Below are 17,215 nucleotides of genomic sequence, written 5' to 3' on the forward strand. Positions count from 1 at the left end.
TTGGCCCCTGATCAGGGGGTGGGCAGGCTGAACGTGAACACGGTGCCGTGCTCGGCGGTGGTCGACACGTTCAGCTCGCCGCCATGCGCTTCGGCGATCTGCTTGACGATATACAACCCCAGACCCAGGCCGGCCTGGGGGGTATCGGTGGTCGGACGCGAGTAGGGCTGGAACAACCGGGGCAAGGCTTGCGCACTGATCTGCCCGGGGTTCTTGACGGTCAGGTTGAAATGGCCTTGCTCGATCTTTGCCGTGACCTCCACCGGTCCCTCGTGGCTGCCATGGTGAATGGCATTGGCCACCAGGTTGGAGAGCAGCTGCGCGAGGCGATCGCGGTCGCCACTCACGCCTTGCAGGTCGTCGATATTCGCCTGGATCACGCGCTGCGGGTGCACGCTCTGCACTTCCGACACCACATGTTGCAGCGCCTCCTGCAGACCCTGGCAATCGCCGATGTTCAACGGAATGCCATTGCCCAGGCGGCCACGGGCGAAGTCCAGCACGTCTTCGACCAACTGCGCGGCGCGGCGGCCGCTGGTGAGGATATGTCGCAGCAACGTGTCCGTGGCCGGATCCGGGTGCTTGCGCAGCAGCCGTTCAGCAGCGAAGTTGATCGCGAACAGCGGGTTGCGCAGATCATGACCAAGCACGGCGATGAATTGCTCACGCAGTTCGGCGGTATCGCGTTCTTCCTGCAATTGCGCGTGGGTGAACTGCGCGGCTTCTTCAGCTTCGATTTGCAGCGACAGCACCCGGGCGAATGACTCCATGGTCGACTGGATCGTGCTGCTGCGCAGCTCTGCAGGGTTAGGGTCGAGGGCGCAGATGGTGCCGAAGAAGTGCCCGTCGGTGCGAAACACCGGCACTGAGATGTAGCTTTCGAAGTGGTACAGGCGCGGCGTGTGGTGGTCGTGGTAGAGCGGGTCTTCGCTGGCTTTGTCGATGACCACGGACACGTGGGAGCCGCGAATCTCGTGGCAAATCGTGGTCGTCAGGTCCAGTTCGCCGCCGACGCCAAGGCCGAAGTCCAACTGATCGAGCACGGCGCACGCGGTCCAGGTGTCATCGGTCACCCGCGCGACCGCTGCGAAGCGCAGGCCGGTCATGTCGCTGATGACTTTGAGCATCGCGGGGACGGCACTGATGCGGCCAATGGTGGCGATGTCGGCGGCTTTTTGCCCCATGCAGCAATCTCTATCCCAACGTGCTGAGCGTTATGCCCCGGCCAATGGGTGGGATTTTAGCGACCTTGTGCCATGTGGGTGTAATTTCATTCGCAAAATCGAGGATTTTCTTACGCCCGCTGACGCGCGGACATAAAAAAACCGCGCCACCCGGAGGTGGCGCGGTTGCTTGAGGGGGCGACTCAAGTGTCTTGCTTGTTTTCCAGCACGGCGCCGGTCTTGGCGTCGAGCTTCACTTCAAAGCGTTTGCCGGCTGTGTCGGTCAGGTCGACTTCGTAGACCAGCACGCCGTTTTTGTGGTCCAGCTCGGTGTCGGTGATGCTGGCACCGGCGTGGGTGGCGACGGCAGCGGCGTTGAGTTTGTCGAACGGCATCACGGCGCCGGACTTGACCAGGCCTTCAATGTGATCCGGGCGAACATCGGCCTGGGCCAGGCCGGCAGTCAGGGTCAGGGCGGTGGCGGCGAACAGTGCGGTCAGGGTTTTCATGGTGTGTGTCCTTCTTCGGTGAGCTGTTTGAGTGGGATCAGGTTATCCAGCGCAACTTAATTCACGCTTAATTATTTCAAGCGGTTGCGCAGTTTGTTCAATCCGCCAAGGGCGCGGGATTTCATGCTGAGGGCTCACTTAAAGGGAGACTCGGATGAAACGGTTGGTCAGTTGGCTTTATGCGCCTGTCTTTTTTGCAGGGTTTATCGGGTGGGCACTCGCGTATGTGCAGGCCAGGCAACCGCAAGGGTTGCTGCTGGTGTTTGCAAGCGCGGTGGCGGTGTCATTTCTGGTCGAGCAATGGCTGCCCTATGAGCGGCAATGGAACCGCAGCCTGGGTGATCGTCGACGCGACACCTTGCATGCGTTGGTCAATGAAAGCCTGAATGCCGCGGGGTTGCTGATCCTGCCCGGACTGACCGCGCTGTTGGCGTTCGAAGGCCTCTGGCCACGAGGCTGGCCGTTGTGGGAGCAATTGTTGCTGGCCATTGTCGTGGCCGACGCCGGGATTACCTTGATGCATTACGCCAGCCACCGTGTTGCGCCGTTGTGGCGCCTGCATGCGGTGCATCACAGCGTGCAGCGGCTCTATGGCTTCAATGGCTTGATGAAGCACCCCTTGCACCAGATGCTCGAAGCGACGGCAGGCCTGCTGCCGCTGATCCTTTTGGGCATACCGCTGGACGTGGCGCAGTTGCTGGCATTGGCCATCGCCGTTCAATTGCTACTGCAACACTCGAATGTGGCCATGCGCCTGGGGCCGTTGCGCTGGGTGTTCGCCTGGGCGCCGGTGCATCGGTTTCACCACATGAAATACGGGCGTGCGGGGGATGTGAATTTCGGGCTGTTTTTCAATCTGTGGGACTGGCTGCTGGGCACTGCGTTTGATCGCCCGCGCTATCGCATGGGGCCGGGGGACCTGGGGATTGGCAGTCGGCCGGATTTTCCGCGGGATTATGTGGCGCAGTTGTGTGACCCGTTCGCGGCGGTGAAGTCGGGCAAGGAGCCGCCGTTGCCGCAGGATTTACGTTAGGAACTGCACCTCCAGCTGGCGCAGGGACGCCCCGGCGGTGACGCCGAACAATTGCTTCATGGTCCGCGAGAAATGCGCCGAATCGGCAAAGCCCGCGCCGTGGGCGGCCTCGGTCAGCGTGCCGCCCGCGAGGGCCAGTTGCAGGGCCACACGCAACCGTCGCCACAGCACCAGGCGGCGCACCGGCACACCGAGCTGATCGCTGAACAGGCGCTCCAGTTGGCTGAGTGAAAGGTGCGCCGCCTCGGCCAGGGCCAGGGCCGACACTTTGCCGCCCAGATGTTGATCGAGGCTGGCGAGTGCGCGCTCGATGCGTGGATCGTCGAGGCGCCGCCGGGGCAACTGGTGCAGCGTCTCGATAAACCCTGCGCCGCCCAGCAGCAGGGCCTGCAACGGCTCGGCAGCAAAGACGATGGGTTCGGCATACAGCACCTGCACCTCACCCTCGGCCTGGAGGATGGCGTGGCGGTGTCGCGAAGGAATGAACAGGCGATCGGCCGTGATCACGCGGCCTTCAAGGCTGACCGTGATGGGCCGGCCTGGGGAGAACATCAATTGATGGGCGTAGTGCGCATGGGGCGCGGTGCGCCCCAGCTCGCCGTGGATCAGGCCGTAATCACGGCCCAACCACAGGCGACCCGACCATTCGGGCTTCACTCAGTACTTATAGTCGTTCAGCAGGTCCTGCACGCTGGACGACGGCCAGCGCTTGTAGAACTTCAGCAGTTCGGCGGCACGGTTGGTGAAGATGCCGTCGACACCGGCCTTCATCACCTTGTCGAAATCCACCGGCTCATCGACGGTATAGACGTGCACCAGCAGGCCTTTGTCGTGGGTCAGCTGGTTCATTTCCGGCTTCACCAGGTCGGTGTAGCTCTGGTCGCCATGGGCGGTCAGCTCGGCCGAAGGGCCGGTGCCGATGGCGCCGAGGCTCTTGGCTTCGTCGACCCATTTTTCGAACTCGGCGGCGTCTTTCGGCTCTTGCTTGGCGTAGTAGGCGGCCTTGGTGGTTTCGCCGGACTCAGCGAAGGTCTGTGTCGATTTCGGCTCGATGCTGCCAGGGCCGACCCACAGCAGCAGGATCTTCGGCGTGTTCGGCATTTCTTTCTGCAGTTCTTTCAGGCTGGCCGTCTCGAAGGTTTGCAGGACCACGCGCCCCTTGCCCTGGCCGACACCGGTGTTGCTCTTGCCCAGCTTGGAGCCGGCAGAGCTCAGCCAGCCTTTATCCAGCAACTTGTTTTTCAGGTCGGCTTCGATGCCCGGGAACTGCTTGGGCTCCTTGGTCTCGATGTACAGGCCGGGTTTGTGCTGCGGGTTGCCTTCGGCGATCTTGATGATGTCGTCCAGGCTCTGGATTTTCAGGCCGACGAAGCCCGGACGTGCGCGGTCGGGGTAGGCGGTGTTGAACCAGCTGCCGGCGTCGAGGGTTTGCAGTTCTTTCCAGGTGAATTCGTTGGCCGGGGCGTCCTTGCGCTCGGGGAACTTGGTGGCCACGTCGGTGGTGCGCTGCAGGTTGTTGTCGTGGAGGGCGAACAGTACGCCGTCCTTGCTGCGCTGCAGGTCCATCTCCAGGTAGTCGGCACCCAGGTCGCGGGCGACCTTGTAGGCGGCGGCGGTGGATTCCGGGGCATCGTAGGACGCGCCACGGTGAGCGATCACGGCAGGGTAGGGAATGCCTTCGTTTGTCGCCAATTCAGCCGGGCTGATCGGGTCGGCAGCCTGTGCCTGGCCGAGGCCAAGCGCCAGGGCGAGCAGCAGGGCGCTCTTGGAAAACGTGACAGGCATATGCGAAGTCCTTTCGTGGAGGTAGCTTTGAGAAGGCCTCCTTTTTAACAATTGATTGCGAAAGGCGCTATCACCAAACCGACATTAACGTGCGCACCCGCCAATTTTCTCGGTTTTTTTGCCGTGCATTGCAGTACTCTTGCCCGAAGCTGCTCCGTTAGAGGGCAGTACTTTCTGCCACGCGTGTAAACCATCTTTCCAGTCCCTGTGGGACTTTTCAGTGAGGTTTACCATGCGCATCACTTCCGAGCTTATCTGCCAGGCCGCCGACCAACTCCGTGGTTTTGTCGGCCTCAACCGCAAGACCGGCCAGTACATCGTGCGTTTCAGCGAAGACGCCTTCGGCATGGACGTGGCTGATGACGGCATCATTCCCACCGCCGAATTCGTCTGGCTGCCCGCCGCCGAGCAGACCATGACCCTGTCGCGCGAACGAATCCAACTGCTGCTCGACCAGAACATCGACGACCGCATCAACATCACCGAGCCATTGCGGGCGTACATGCGCCGGGTGGATATTCCGCAGATCAGTGCGTTGCGTAGCCTGGTGAGCTAGGTCGGCAGGTTTTCAGTCTTATGAAGAGCAACATGTGGGAGCTGTGCCTGGCACAGGATCAAGGCCTACCACTGATAAATGTGGGAGCAGGCTTGCCTGCGAAGGCGGTGGGTCAGCTGGCTTAGCTTTGACTGATACACCGCTTTCGCGGGCAAGCCCGCTCCCACATTGGGGCTGTGTTGGACTCGGGATTCAGGGCTGGCACAAACAAGATTGGGGAGCTGTGCCTGGCACATAATCAAGGCCTACCACTGATAAATGTGGGAGCTGGCTTGCCTGCGAAGGCGGTGGGTCAGTTGGCTTAGCTTTTACTGATACACCGCTTTCGCGAGCAAGCCCGCTCCCACATTGGTGCGGTGTCGGGCTCGGGATTTAGGGCTGGCATAAATAAGATTGGGAGCTGTGTCGGGCTCGGGATTCAGGGCTGGCACAAACAAGATTGGGAGCTGTGCCTGGCACAGGATCAAGGCTTACCACATGATAAATGTGGGAGCTGGCTTGCCTGCGAAGGCGGTGGGTCAGCTGGCTTAGCTTCTACTGATACACCGCTTTCGCGAGCAAGCCCGCTCCCACATTGGAGCTGTGCCTGGCACAGGATTCAGGGCTGGCCCAAACAAGATTGGGAGCTGTGGCTGGCACATAATCAAGGCCTACCACTGATAAATGTGGGAGCTGGCTTGCCTGCGAAGGCGGTGGGTCAGCTGGCTTAGCTTTTACTGATACACCGCCTTCGCGAGCAAGCCCGCTCCCACATTGGTGCGGTGTCGGGCTCGGGATTCAGGGCTGGCATAAATAAGATTGGGGGCTGTGGCTGGCACATAATCAAGGCCAACCACTGATAAATGTGGGAGCTGGCTTGCCTGCGAAGGCGGTGGTTCAGCCACTGCATGAATTGGCTGAAAAAATGCCATCGCAGGCAAGCCAGCCCCCACCGTCACACCGCTCCAAAGGCGTAGGCCCGCTCCACCTTGCACACCCGCGTCTGAAACGCCGAGTACCAGGTGGAGCGCCCTTGCTCACGTACCGCGCGATGTTCTGCCTGCTGCTTCCAGGCCAGGATCGCCGCCTCGCTGCTCCAGTACGAGACGGTAATCCCCAGGCCATTTTCACGCGCTGATTCCACGCCGAGAAACCCCGGTTGTTCGCGTGCCAGTTCCAGCATGCGGTTGGCGGCCTCGCCGTAGCCGTGATCACCTTCGGTGCGCAGTGAGCTGAAAATCACTGCGTAATACGGCGGGGGCGGTGTGGTCGCGATCATGCCACTGTCTCCTGGCATGCCTTGAGCAGGGCGATCGCCAACGGTGGCGTGATGCCCCTGAGGGCGGCGCGCTCCGGCTGAAACAACGTAGCGACAAAGAACGGATGATCGAGCAACTCCACGGCGCGCAGGTCGCCCGCCGAGTCGTGCCCGCTGGGAATCAACTCGCGTTCCAGCAACGCCTGGGCAAATTCGGGGTTCATGCCGTAGCGGCAGCGATAGCCTTCCTCGATGTCGAGGGTGCCATAAGCGTCGGCGATGCGCGTGTAGGGGGTCAAACGCACGGTGTCAGTGGCCTCTACCAGCGAGCAGCTCAGCGGTGCGATCACCGCGCGTTGTGCCTGTGGCGCCAGTTCACCATGTTCCGCGTCGGCCCAGCCCAGTACGTTGCGGGCATATTCCAGCACCGCATGTTGAAAGCCGCCGCAGGTGCCGAGGAAAGGTCGCCGTTGTTCGCGGGCAAACCGGATGGCGCGCAGGGCACCGTCAGTGTCGCGGTAAGGGCTGGCAGGCACGCACCAGAAACCGTCGAAACCGTGCAATGGGGTGGCGGGCGTGAGCGTGTCGGTGTCGATCCATTGCAGGTGAACCTTCAGCCCAAGGCTGTCGGCGGCCAGCTGCAACGCGACGGGAATGGCCTGGTGCGCGGGGACATCGGGGTTGTAGTCGCCGATCAGGGCGAGGTGCAGAGCAGTAGCTTTCATCGTGTGCGTCCCATGGCTTGTGGTGTCCTGGTGCGCACTATAGATTGGCGTTCACGCAATCAATATTGGCGTTTATCCACATGCTCATTGCAGCTACGCACTATCAAATTGACTACGCCGACTTGTCATTGATCCTCGCCCTGGTGCGCGGCGGCAGTCTGGCCCGGGCGGCGGCGTTGTTGCGGGTGGATGTGTCCACGGTGTTTCGCGCGGTGCGCCGGCTGGAGGCCGCGTTAGGCCAGACGCTGTTTGAAAAGAGCCGCGCCGGTTACCTGCCCACCAGCTTGGCGAGCAACCTGGCGCAACAGGCCGAGCGCGCCGAGCAAGCGCTGGAGGCAGCGCGGGTTGGCGTGGAGCAGGGCGGTGAAGTGATCAGTGGCACGGTGCGCCTCACCTGCACTGACTCGGTACTGCAAGGCCTGTTGCTGCCGGCGCTGGCGCAGTTCATGCCGCAGTTCCCGGCGCTGACCCTGGAGCTGAGTACCTCGAATGACTTTGCCAACCTCAGTCGCCGCGATGCCGACATCGCCCTGCGCCTGACCAGGACGCCACCTGAGCATCTGGTTGGTCGATGCCTGGGCACCGTGGCTTATCAGGTGTGCGCCAGCGCAGCCTACGCGCGCCAGCATCAAGGCCGGGCGCTGGCCGACCTGGCATGGATCGCGCCGGATGATTTCCTGCCCGACCATCCCACCGTGGTCTGGCGTCGCGAACATTTGCCGGGTGTACGCCCCAGTTATCGCTGCAACAGCATGTTGTCGGTCACCGAGCTGGTACGGGCGGGGCTGGGTGTGGCGGCGTTGCCGGATTTCCTCCTGGATGATGCCCTGCACCCGCTGGGCCCGGCATTGGCAGGGCACGACACGGCGCTATGGCTGCTGACACGTCCCGATTGCCGCGCCTTGCGCTCAGTGGTGACGCTGTTTGATGAGTTGGGACGACATGTGCAGGTCAAGCCGTCCCACACTGCATAGGCGCGGTTACTTGGGTTTTCGCACAAACTGCTCATGCATTTCGCACGTCAGTGTTTCGATTCGCTCAGTCAGCTGTTTGGTCATTTCTGTCAGCCGGGTGTTCTGCTCCAGCAGTTCCAGCAACTGCTTGGTGGTCTGCGCGGCCTGGGCCTGGCGTTCGGTATTGGCCACGGCCAGCGCTTCACGGTGCTGCGCATCGGCGTCCGACTGGGCTTTGTCGCGGGCGGCCTGGCGTGTCTGGGCCAGCAGGATCAACGGCGCGGCGTAGGCAGACTGCAAGCTGAAGGCCAGGTTGAGCAGGATGAACGGGTACACGTCGAAGTGGGTGATGCCGGTGATGTTCAGCACCACCCACAGGATCACGATCGCGGTTTGCGCGCCGAGAAAGGTCGGCGTACCGAAGAAGCGCGCAAACGCCTCGGCCTTGAGCGCGAAGGTGTCGTTGCCGAAGGTCGGCGCCAGGTGGGCGTGGACACGGTGGAAACGCAGGTGGTCGACGGGGGCGGTTGCAGGCTTGTCTGGGGTCATGGCGGGCTCGAATCTTCTGCTTGGAGACAATCAAGCACTATAGACCGAGCCCTCGGCCGCACACATGAAGATCGGGTCAGCCGTTGCCACGCTCATTGGCAAACGCACTGACAGCCTGCACCGCCTCGCTGGTGCCTTCACGAATCTGCAGGATCACCGTGCCGGCCTGATTGGCCAATTCCACGCCCTGGGCGGCGCGGTCGCGGGTGGCGTCCATGCTGTCGATGGCCTGGCGGGTTTCTGCCTGAATCATCGCGATCATGCTGGATATTTCCGTGGTCGAGCCGCTGGTGCGCGCCGCCAACTGGCGCACTTCATCGGCCACCACGGCAAACCCCCGGCCCTGTTCACCGGCGCGCGCGGCTTCGATGGCGGCGTTGAGGGCGAGCAGGTTGGTCTGGTCGGCGATGCCACGGATGGTGTTGACGATGGTGGTGATCTGCTGCGAGCGCTCACCGAGCTTGGCGATCAGTTGCGACGAGTCGTCGATATCTGCAGAAATATCACGCATGCCAGCGGCAGTTTTCTGAATCACTTCAGCGCCTTTTTCTGCCATGTCCTGGGTATGCAGGGACAAGTGATAGGCCTGGGCTGCACTCTGTGCATCGGCAGCATGTTGCTGCACGCGTGCGGTGACATCCGAAGCGAACTTCACCACTTTGCACAGGCGCCCGCTGGCGTCGTACACCGGGTTGTAGTTGGCTTCAAGCCAGACGGGCTGGCCATTTTTATCCACGCGCTCGAACTGGCCGCTGAACATTTCGCCCTGGTTCAGGCGTCGCCAGAAATCACTGTATTGCGAGCTGGCGGCGGTCTGGGGTGTGCAAAACAGGCGGTGATGCTTGCCCTGGATCTGCGCCAGGCTGTAGCCCATGCGCTGCAGGAAATTGGCATTGGCGGTGAGGATGGTGCCGTCGAGGTTGAACTCGATCACGGCCATCGCCCGGCCGATGGCGTCCAGCTTGGCATTGGCTTCACTTTCAGCCTGCAGGCGCGGCGTGACGTCCATGGCGTACTTGACCACGCGAACCACTTGGCCGGCGTCATCGCGCACGGGGTTGTAGCTGGCCTCCAGCCACACCGACTGACCGTTGCCGGCTACCCGTTCGAAGGTGCCGGACTGGAATTGACCACTGCGCAGGTTCGACCACCACTGGCCATACTCGGCGCTGCGGGCGAAGTCGGGGGTGCAGAACATGCGGTGGGGCTGGCCCTCGACCTGCTCGGCGCGGTAGCCCATGGTCTTGAGGAAATTGTCATTGGCACGCAGCACGTTGCCGTGCAGGTCGAATTCGATCACGGCCATGGAGCGCTCGATGGCGTCCAGCAGGCTGGCCTGGTGGGCGACGGTGTGCTGCAGGGTACTGATGGTTTTCTTGTGGGCGTTAAATAGCATGTTCGGGGGCTCGGGCAAGCAAGCTGCAGGGAGTATCCATGTATATGCGCCTGCCCCCGTAAGGCCTATGCCGTACGGTTGACGTGCTCATTGTCAGCCTCCTTGTGCTGACAGCGGGGGTGGAACAACGGGTTAAGAGTGACCAGCCTGACAAGAAGTTCGCCCGATGGGCAGGACCTTTCTTGGGTAGTCGACGAGTGGTGGCATTATGATTTCATTTGCGCTGTTACGCGGAAGATTCAGACGAGGTGTCGTAGGACAACTTCAGGCGGAATGGGCGATCTTTTCCTCGCTGATGTTGACCCGGTTGCGCCCGGTGTCCTTGGCGGCATACAGCGCGCGGTCCGCGGCATTCAGCCACATGGCTGCATCGGTGAAGTACGGCTGGAAATCCGCCAGGCCGATACTCAGGCTCACACGCAGTTCGGGGATTTGCGGGTTGCGGTAATTACTGAAGGTTTCGCGCATGCGTTCCATCAGTTGCGCGGCTTGTTCCAGGGGCATTTGCGGAAGAATCACACAGAACTCATCGCCCCCGTAACGTCCGGCCAGGTCGTTTTCCCGCAGGTTACGCCGCAGCTCGACGCTCAGTTGGCGCAATACTGCATCGCCGATGATATGGCCGTGGCTGTCGTTGATCTGCTTGAAGTGGTCGATATCGATCAAGGCGATGGTGGCGTGGCTTTGTTGTTGCTGGCACTTGTGAAACTTGAGGTGGAGCAGGTCTTTCCAGGAACCGTGATTGAGCAGGCCGGTGAGACTGTCGGTGCGGCTCAGGGCACTGAGGGCGCGTTTGTGTTCCGATAGCTTGATTGCCAACTGGTAGCAGACCATGCCGATGGCCATCGGATAGAGGGTCAGCATGGGCAGGCAGGTATAGACCTGCAGCAGGCTGACGTCAGGATTGAATTGGAAGCCGAACAGCGTCCCTGCCACGCCGATCCCGAGGGCTTGTGCGAGCAGGCCACGCAGGAACAGGCGCTTGCCGCCGGCGGCGACGTTGTTCATGGTCATCATCGACAGGATGGTCACGGCCGTCAGCGGGGTGAACTGCGTGGCGGCGGCCCAGAAACCGCCGAACAACGAGTCGTACAGCAGGTTGCGCTGCTCGGCCTTGTAGGGATACTGCGAGCGAGTCGACAGCTGATACGCCACGTGCGCCCACGCGAACCCATTGAACAACAGCAACGCCCAGACCCAGCCGGGCATCGCGAGCGGGTAGAGGGCACCGATGACACTGATGCAGCCAATGCCCAGGCCGATGATCCTTGGCTTGTAGATACGTTTGGCAAATGAAAGCCCTTTGCCTTGTCTGTTTTCCATAAATTCCCGGATCAACTCTGTTGCAGATACGACGACACACGTTCGCAGGATTAACCGTTGATCGGATAATGCCTGTGAATATTGTCAGTTATTCCCGTGGGAATAATCAGTGTCCTTCCAGGCCATTTGCGCAAAACAGAGGGCTAATACGTCAAAAACGACCTGGAATGTCGCACACGCAACAGGTTTTACGGCTGGCGGGGCGCAGTGACTTCATAGCCGGCCAGGAACAGATCAATGGCGGACTCGATGACGCTGGCCTGGTTGGCCGCATCCAGGGTGGGTTGGCCAAGGGTGATCTGTGGCCAGAAGGCGAAGGCCTTGAGCAGGCTCTGGATCTGGTGGGCGGCAAAGGCCGGGTCGCTGCAATTGAGCCGTCCGTCTTCCTGCGCGGCGCGTACCCATTGGGTAAAGCCTTCTTCACGCTTGCTCAGACGGTTGACCATGTCTTGCGCGCGTTCCGGCGAATGAATGGTGGCGGCGATCGCCACGCGGGCCAGGTCGAGGAAGTTGGCGTCCGACATCATTTTCATCTTCGCCTCCAGCAACCCACGCAATTGTTCGCGCAATGGGCGGTCACTGGTATAGCTGACGTCGAGCTGGGCGACGCTGCTGGCCCAGAGTTGGTGGAGAATTTCGGCGAACAGCTCTTCCTTGCTGGGGAAGTGGTTGTACACCGTGCGCTTGGATACGCCGGCGGTGGCGGCGATCTTGTCCATGCTGGTGACCTCGAATCCGTTGGCGCGAAACTCGGCAATAGCCGCAGCCACGATGGCTTCGCGTTTACGGTCAGTGAGGCGTAGAGGGGCAGTCATGGGCGGCGCTCGGCTCGTCAGGGTAAATTACACTCAGTAGTTTACTTGCTCGGGGTTTTGTTGCAATCTAGAAACTACACTGTGCAGTGTAATTTTATGCGCGATCGGTAGGAGTCTCTCAGTTATGGCCACGATTTCAAGCCGTCTCAAGCCTTCGCCTGCGGCGCCCAAGCCTGCCGAGCAGGACCAGGGGCATTTCAGCAACGACGCCCCGGTGCAGCACGGCGGCTTTGGCAAAACCTTGCGTATCTTTTGGAACATGCTGTTCAACAAACCGCGCAGCACGCGGCCGGTGGGGCAGATCCCGGTGCAGCCGCTGACCCGCGAGCAGTTGCTGGCGGCGCCGGATCACAGCGTGTACCGCCTGGGGCATTCCACGGTGCTGCTGAAAATGCGCGGCAAATTCTGGCTGACCGACCCGGTGTTCGCCGAGCGTGCCTCGCCGTTCAGTTGGGCCGGCCCCAAGCGTTTTCATCAGCCGCCCATCACCCTTGAAGAGTTGCCGCCGCTTGAGGCAGTGATTCTTTCCCACAACCACTACGACCATCTTGACCACAAGGCTGTCATCCAATTGGCCGACAAGACCCGGCACTTTCTTGCGCCGCTGGGCGTGGGCGATCTGCTGATCAAGTGGGGCGTGGATGCCAGCAAGGTGCGGCAACTGGATTGGTGGCAAGGCACTGAGGTGGATGGCCTGCGTTTTGTCGCCACGCCGGCGCAGCACTTTTCCGGACGCGGCCTGTTCGATGCCAACCAGACCTTGTGGTGTTCCTGGGTGATGATCGACGGCGCACGGCGGATCTTTTTCAGCGGTGACACCGGCTACTTCGATGGCTTCAAGCGCATCGGCGAGCAGTACGGTCCGTTTGACCTGACGTTGATGGAAACCGGCGCTTACAACGTCGACTGGCCGCATGTGCATATGCAGCCGGAGCAAACCCTGCAAGCGCATATCGATCTCAAGGGCCGTTGGTTGCTGCCGATCCACAACGGCACTTTCGACCTGGCATTCCATGCCTGGCACGAACCGTTCGATCGCATCATGGCCCTGGCCTGGGAACGCAATGTCTCGATTACAACGCCGGCGATGGGGCAGGCGTTCAGTTTGAACCAGCCGGAACGTGGCAACGCGTGGTGGCTGGATGTGGAAACCCAAGGTGCCCAGGAGCGCCTGTTGAGCTGAGCTGTGGGAAAAGGAGTTTTCAAGCTGTTTCAGGGCTGCGACAGACGCCAGCCAAGGGTGCGATGATCCCCGGAAGTCGGTTTTTCGGGGGTACTTCTTATGGAAGGCAAAGGTAGGACATCTTGGCATGGGGGCACGTGCCCGACCGGGCACGCGGTGTCAGCGCTACTCGAGTCGGCAGTCTCGGCGCCCCTCCTCAAACAGTTGCTTAACGAACCGGCGAGTGCGCACGGTATCGCTTTTGGCAGCGACCCGCAGTCTCATGCCCACCCTGAAGGTCGCATTCCGATCCCTGGCTACACCTCTCCGGCTCTTCCGCTGAAACCGGTGCGTGATCCGTCGTTATCGTTGATTGCCTTGAGCGGCGTTGACCCTTCGGGGCCGGTCATGGTGGAGGTGCCCCTGGTGCAGAACAACAACGTCTTGGCGGTCAGCCAGGCATTGGCGGGCAGGCGCATCGGCTTCGCCGAGCGGTTTGTGCAGGGCGAGCCGCTGGAGCACACCACCGCCTTCTTGAACGCGCTGGACGTGCTTCGCCGGGCCGGGGCGCAACTGGTGCCAGTGCTTGCACAGCGTAGCGATGACAGCCTGCTGTTCGACCTGCAGACCCGCAACGAAATCGACGCGCATGTGAGTGAAAATCGACTGGATGCGTTGGTGTCGGACAGCCGCAGCGCGGCGTTTCATGCGGCCTGCTGGACCGGCTACCCGGTGCATGGCGAGCCGCTCGAAGAGGGCGCGACGGTGTGGTTCTACGGTGCGCGTTGGTCGAAGGATGCGCTGCAGGCGCTGGTTCAGGAATACCGCAGCGCGCAAGGCCTGATGCCGGCACCGGTGCAATTACAGTGACCGGTTGTGTTGACTAATCCTACGCCGTGAACGCCTTGGGTCGGGCTGCCTGGGGCGCGAGGCCTTCTTAGACTGGTGATGGATCAACGTCGATCCCTCGTCATTTCTTAATCCTGAAGAGGTCTTATGATCGGTCTTGCATACGGTGTAGGGGCTGTCGTTCGGCAAGTCGCGCAGTCCTGGGTCGCCGACCCTGTGCCCGCAGTTTCAAAATCCGTAGCCCCAGGTACCGAGTACCTCAGTGTCAGCGAGCTCAGCGCGCAGATGGCCAGGCCCGGCGGACTCACATCGGTGAGCCTGGTCAACTACCTGCAACAGCGCATTCTCAAGCTCGACCCGCAATTGAACGCCGTGATTGAGCTTAATCCGGATGCGCTGCGCACTGCTCGCGAGTTGGATCAGGAGCGCGCCAGTGGCAAGGTGCGCGGGCCGCTGCATGGTATTCCCATCCTGCTCAAGGACACCCTCGAAACCACCGGCATGCAAACCAGTGCGGGAGCATTCGGCCTGGTGGGTGCGGCCGTCGGCAAGAACGCCCCGCTGGTCGATAACCTGATCAAACAGGGCGTGGTGATCCTGGGGAAAACCAATATGACGGAGCTGGCGGGCTTTCGTGGCGCGCCCGATGGCTGGAGCAGCAGGGGCGGGCAAACGCGTAACCCACATCAGGCAGATGCTGACGTGGGGGGCTCCAGTTCCGGTTCGGCGGCCGCGGTCGCCGCCGGGCTGGCCCCCTTGGCAGTTGGGGCGGAGACGAATGGTTCGATCATCGTACCGGCGGCACTCAACGGCGTGGTCGGGCTCAAGCCCAGTGTCGGTTTGCTGGACCGTAACGGCATCATTCCGGCCAGCCGGCGACAGGACACGCCGGGCCCGATGGCACGCTCGGTGTATGACGTGGCGCTGATGCTCAATGCCATGTCAGGCCGCGACCTTGATGACCCGCAAAGCGTGGGCGCTCCCGAGGGCGTGGACTACACGCGGCTGCTGGTACCCGGCGCGTTGACGGGCAAGCGCATTGGTTATCCGACGACGTTCAGTGCAAACGGCGAAATCCTGCCTGTGGTCAACAGTGCGTCATTCACGCGGACACTTGAGGTGCTGCGTGATCAAGGCGCGGTTCTTGTGCCCGTCGACATGCGTCTGGCGGACGCATCACACTATGAGGAGTTGCTGCTCTCGGATGTGAAGGAGGAAATGAATGCTTACCTGGCCAAACGCCGCGGATTGCCAGTCAAGTCGTTGACGGAGCTGATCAAGTTCAATGAAGACCGCGACGGCACCGAGACCGATCACCAGCCGATGCTCAAGGAAATAGCTGCCTCCACTTTGACGCCGGACCAACGAGAACCGCTGTGGGACGAACTGATCGAGGATTTTCGCAGCACGGTGGGTGATCCGATCAAGGCAGAAAACCTTGATGCCATGGTGACCGACTTCGAGACCAACGCTTATTTCGGCGTGGCCGCTGCGGGTTACCCGGGGATCACGGTGCCTTCCGGAACGAACGAGGACGGCCTGCCCACCAGTGCCTACTTTTTCGGCACCCGCTGGGCTGAACCGACCTTGCTGGCGGTGGCCCATGGGTATGAGCAGGCGGCCCAGGCGATGGTCAACCCCAGGCTCTGAAGCTACACACTGCCGCGCGCGGCCGGGTTGTGGTGGTCCGGCTGGACCCTACGCGCCATTCGGTTGGGGCGTGGCTGAGTCAATGGATGCCGCAGTTGAGCCCATCAGCCGCGAAAGGATGGTGGGTGCTGCGGGCTCGGTCGGGAGGGTATCGAACCTGCGCACGCTCATGCCCCACCCCGGCGCAAACCCCGGGAAAAACACCAGCCCTTCGGCCTCCAGGCGGAACGCCACGGCCAGGCGGGTTTCATCACCCACGTCGCCCAGGCTTTCGAATTGTTGGATGGCCTCCACCGTCACATCGGCCTGGCGCGCCAGGTCTTCGCGGCTCCAGCCCAGCATCGCGCGGGCCTGTACGCTGTGTTTGGCGGTGAATTGATGCAGGACGATCTGCTGATCGACGAAAGAGCGCATTGCCAGAGAGGACATGGAATTTCTCCAGGGTTCGACGGGGAAGACAAACTATACTGTGTTTTTGTACAGTTGTTTTGACCGCTCATCAACTGGATTTTTTTGATGGCTTTCAGCCCCCGGTTATTCCAGTCCCGGCGCCTCGCGAATAAGCAGGTGATCGAGGTTTTCGATATTCGCGCTGAACACCCCGAAGGTCTGCTCGGGGTTTTTCTTGCTCGGTACCTGTTTCAGCTCCGGCGTCACGCCGTAGAAGAAGCAGTACAACGCCCGGTCACTGTCTGCCGCCGCCCTGATCTGCTCCAGGAACACTGAGCGTTTGCGGTAGTTCTCGATGAGCTTTTTGCTCAGGTAGACGTTGACTGAATAGGGCTTCTTGTCGAGCCACACCTTCTTGTCGAAGTCGATGCGAAAGCTGCTGGTGTAGTCCTTGATCGCCTTGATCTTGCCCCAGTAGATCAGGCCCTTGTTGTCCTGCAGGTATTCGATCTTCTTGAAGAACGTCGAGTAGGTCGCGGTGTGGTCGCCGATCTTCAGCGGCATGCTTTTGAGCTTGTCCTTGTCGTCGATATTCGACACGAAGCATTCCACCGGGTGGGCAAACACGCTGGTTTTGTCCGGGGTGGTGTCGTGGGAACTGCCGGACGGGCTGGTGCGGCTTGACGGCGTTTTCTCAGGGCCCTGTGGGAGTTGTCCTTGAGGGCTGGTAACCGGGGTTTTAGCCGCGTACGTACGCCGTGTCAGGACAAATTCCGATGGGAAGTTTTCCTCGCGCTCGTCGTCATTTTCGCCGGTCGCGGTTTTGTGGGTACTGGCGTAACGGCAGCCGTCGATATGCCGGGTGCTCGGGGTGTTCTTGAAGTGCGGGGTGCGCAGGTAGTTGACGTTCTTTGCGTTGAATGTGCTCAACACATTGCCTGCCTCGAAGGCTGCACGGCAGTCATCGTTGGGGCAGAGGAAACTGTCCTGGTCGGAATCGAAGGCGACGGTTTCGTCGAAATTCAGGTCACGTACGTCGTAGATCGACAGCTTGTCATCGAGACTCAGGCTGTAGGCCGTGTCGAATTTCATGGGGCTCGGGTCCGTGAGAAGTTTCGCT

Annotated in this window: 18 protein-coding genes and 1 pseudogene; 6 read left to right on the plus strand and 13 right to left on the minus strand. The window is 61.2% G+C overall.

What is annotated here, in order from left to right:
* Positions 1–11 precede the first annotated feature (11 nt).
* Both C9990_RS06565 and C9990_RS06570 read right to left on the minus strand, forming a co-directional pair.
* Positions 12–1,184, minus strand: coding sequence for a GAF domain-containing sensor histidine kinase (locus tag C9990_RS06565; protein WP_106802812.1), 1,173 nt, complete (start codon positions 1,182–1,184; stop codon positions 12–14).
* Between the two features lie 182 nt (positions 1,185–1,366).
* Entirely contained in the window at positions 1,367–1,672 is a 306-nt protein-coding gene (locus tag C9990_RS06570) for a PepSY domain-containing protein (protein WP_106802813.1), read from the minus strand.
* Between the two features lie 154 nt (positions 1,673–1,826).
* Here C9990_RS06570 and C9990_RS06575 point away from each other — a divergent pair, with 154 nt between their 5' ends.
* Positions 1,827–2,705, plus strand: a complete 879-nt coding sequence (locus C9990_RS06575; protein WP_106802814.1) for a sterol desaturase family protein — start codon at positions 1,827–1,829, stop codon at positions 2,703–2,705.
* Here C9990_RS06575 and C9990_RS06580 read toward each other — a convergent pair.
* A complete protein-coding gene (locus C9990_RS06580) occupies positions 2,697–3,362 on the minus strand; it encodes an AraC family transcriptional regulator (protein ID WP_106802815.1) in 666 nt (221 codons plus the stop codon). The genes C9990_RS06575 and C9990_RS06580 overlap by 9 nt on opposite strands.
* Positions 3,363–4,490, minus strand: coding sequence for a glycerophosphodiester phosphodiesterase family protein (locus C9990_RS06585; RefSeq protein ID WP_106802816.1), 1,128 nt, complete (start codon positions 4,488–4,490; stop codon positions 3,363–3,365).
* 232 nt (positions 4,491–4,722) lie between these two features.
* Between C9990_RS06585 and C9990_RS06590 the strand changes: the two genes are divergently transcribed.
* Positions 4,723–5,046, plus strand: coding sequence for a DUF2025 family protein (locus C9990_RS06590; protein WP_106802817.1), 324 nt, complete (start codon positions 4,723–4,725; stop codon positions 5,044–5,046).
* A 934-nt stretch (positions 5,047–5,980) separates the two neighbouring features.
* On the opposite strand, the gene C9990_RS06595 is transcribed toward C9990_RS06590, so the two are convergent.
* Both C9990_RS06595 and C9990_RS06600 read right to left on the minus strand, forming a co-directional pair.
* On the minus strand, positions 5,981–6,304 hold the full coding sequence (locus C9990_RS06595) for an antibiotic biosynthesis monooxygenase (RefSeq protein ID WP_106802818.1): 324 nt from the start codon (positions 6,302–6,304) through the stop codon (positions 5,981–5,983).
* On the minus strand, positions 6,301–7,008 hold the full coding sequence (locus tag C9990_RS06600) for a CTP synthase (protein WP_106802819.1): 708 nt from the start codon (positions 7,006–7,008) through the stop codon (positions 6,301–6,303). The genes C9990_RS06595 and C9990_RS06600 overlap by 4 nt, the downstream gene beginning before the upstream one ends.
* An 80-nt stretch (positions 7,009–7,088) precedes the next feature.
* Between C9990_RS06600 and C9990_RS06605 the strand changes: the two genes are divergently transcribed.
* A complete protein-coding gene (locus tag C9990_RS06605; RefSeq protein WP_106802820.1) occupies positions 7,089–7,982 on the plus strand; it encodes a LysR family transcriptional regulator in 894 nt (297 codons plus the stop codon).
* A gap of 6 nt (positions 7,983–7,988) precedes the next feature.
* On the opposite strand, the gene C9990_RS06610 is transcribed toward C9990_RS06605, so the two are convergent.
* The 5 genes and pseudogenes from C9990_RS06610 to C9990_RS06625 form a co-directional block, all read right to left on the minus strand.
* Positions 7,989–8,510 (minus strand): DUF1003 domain-containing protein, encoded by a 522-nt coding sequence (locus C9990_RS06610; RefSeq protein ID WP_065909162.1) that lies wholly within the window; start codon positions 8,508–8,510, stop codon positions 7,989–7,991.
* Between the two features lie 76 nt (positions 8,511–8,586).
* A complete protein-coding gene (locus C9990_RS33020; RefSeq protein WP_371920691.1) occupies positions 8,587–9,066 on the minus strand; it encodes a methyl-accepting chemotaxis protein in 480 nt (159 codons plus the stop codon).
* Between the two features lie 69 nt (positions 9,067–9,135).
* Positions 9,136–9,906: pseudogene (locus C9990_RS33025) on the minus strand (PAS domain-containing protein); the annotation flags it as partial.
* Between the two features lie 264 nt (positions 9,907–10,170).
* Positions 10,171–11,229: a diguanylate cyclase gene (locus tag C9990_RS06620; RefSeq protein WP_106802822.1), complete on the minus strand. Its 1,059-nt coding sequence runs from the start codon at positions 11,227–11,229 to the stop codon at positions 10,171–10,173.
* Between the two features lie 188 nt (positions 11,230–11,417).
* The gene (locus C9990_RS06625) at positions 11,418–12,044 is read right to left on the minus strand and encodes a TetR/AcrR family transcriptional regulator (protein ID WP_106802823.1); all 627 of its coding nucleotides are present in this window, start codon (positions 12,042–12,044) and stop codon (positions 11,418–11,420) included.
* Positions 12,045–12,168: 124 nt separating this feature from the next.
* Here C9990_RS06625 and C9990_RS06630 point away from each other — a divergent pair, with 124 nt between their 5' ends.
* The 3 genes from C9990_RS06630 to C9990_RS06640 all read left to right on the plus strand — a co-directional run bounded on the left by C9990_RS06630 (position 12,169) and on the right by C9990_RS06640 (position 15,705).
* Positions 12,169–13,227 (plus strand): MBL fold metallo-hydrolase, encoded by a 1,059-nt coding sequence (locus C9990_RS06630; RefSeq protein ID WP_106802824.1) that lies wholly within the window; start codon positions 12,169–12,171, stop codon positions 13,225–13,227.
* Between the two features lie 156 nt (positions 13,228–13,383).
* Positions 13,384–14,076, plus strand: coding sequence for a hypothetical protein (locus tag C9990_RS06635; RefSeq protein ID WP_256595063.1), 693 nt, complete (start codon positions 13,384–13,386; stop codon positions 14,074–14,076).
* A gap of 126 nt (positions 14,077–14,202) precedes the next feature.
* Complete coding sequence (locus tag C9990_RS06640) at positions 14,203–15,705, plus strand: amidase family protein (RefSeq protein ID WP_106802826.1); 1,503 nt, start codon at positions 14,203–14,205, stop codon at positions 15,703–15,705.
* Positions 15,706–15,753: 48 nt separating this feature from the next.
* Here C9990_RS06640 and C9990_RS06645 read toward each other — a convergent pair whose 3' ends face one another.
* Positions 15,754–16,134: a helix-turn-helix transcriptional regulator gene (locus tag C9990_RS06645; RefSeq protein ID WP_106802827.1), complete on the minus strand. Its 381-nt coding sequence runs from the start codon at positions 16,132–16,134 to the stop codon at positions 15,754–15,756.
* Between the two features lie 105 nt (positions 16,135–16,239).
* Positions 16,240–17,187 (minus strand): hypothetical protein, encoded by a 948-nt coding sequence (locus tag C9990_RS06650; RefSeq protein ID WP_106802828.1) that lies wholly within the window; start codon positions 17,185–17,187, stop codon positions 16,240–16,242.
* Between the last annotated feature and the right edge of the window lie 28 nt (positions 17,188–17,215).

The sequence above is a fragment of the Pseudomonas sp. S5D5 genome (assembly GCF_003013355.1).
GTDB lineage: Bacteria > Pseudomonadota > Gammaproteobacteria > Pseudomonadales > Pseudomonadaceae > Aquipseudomonas > Aquipseudomonas aylmerensis.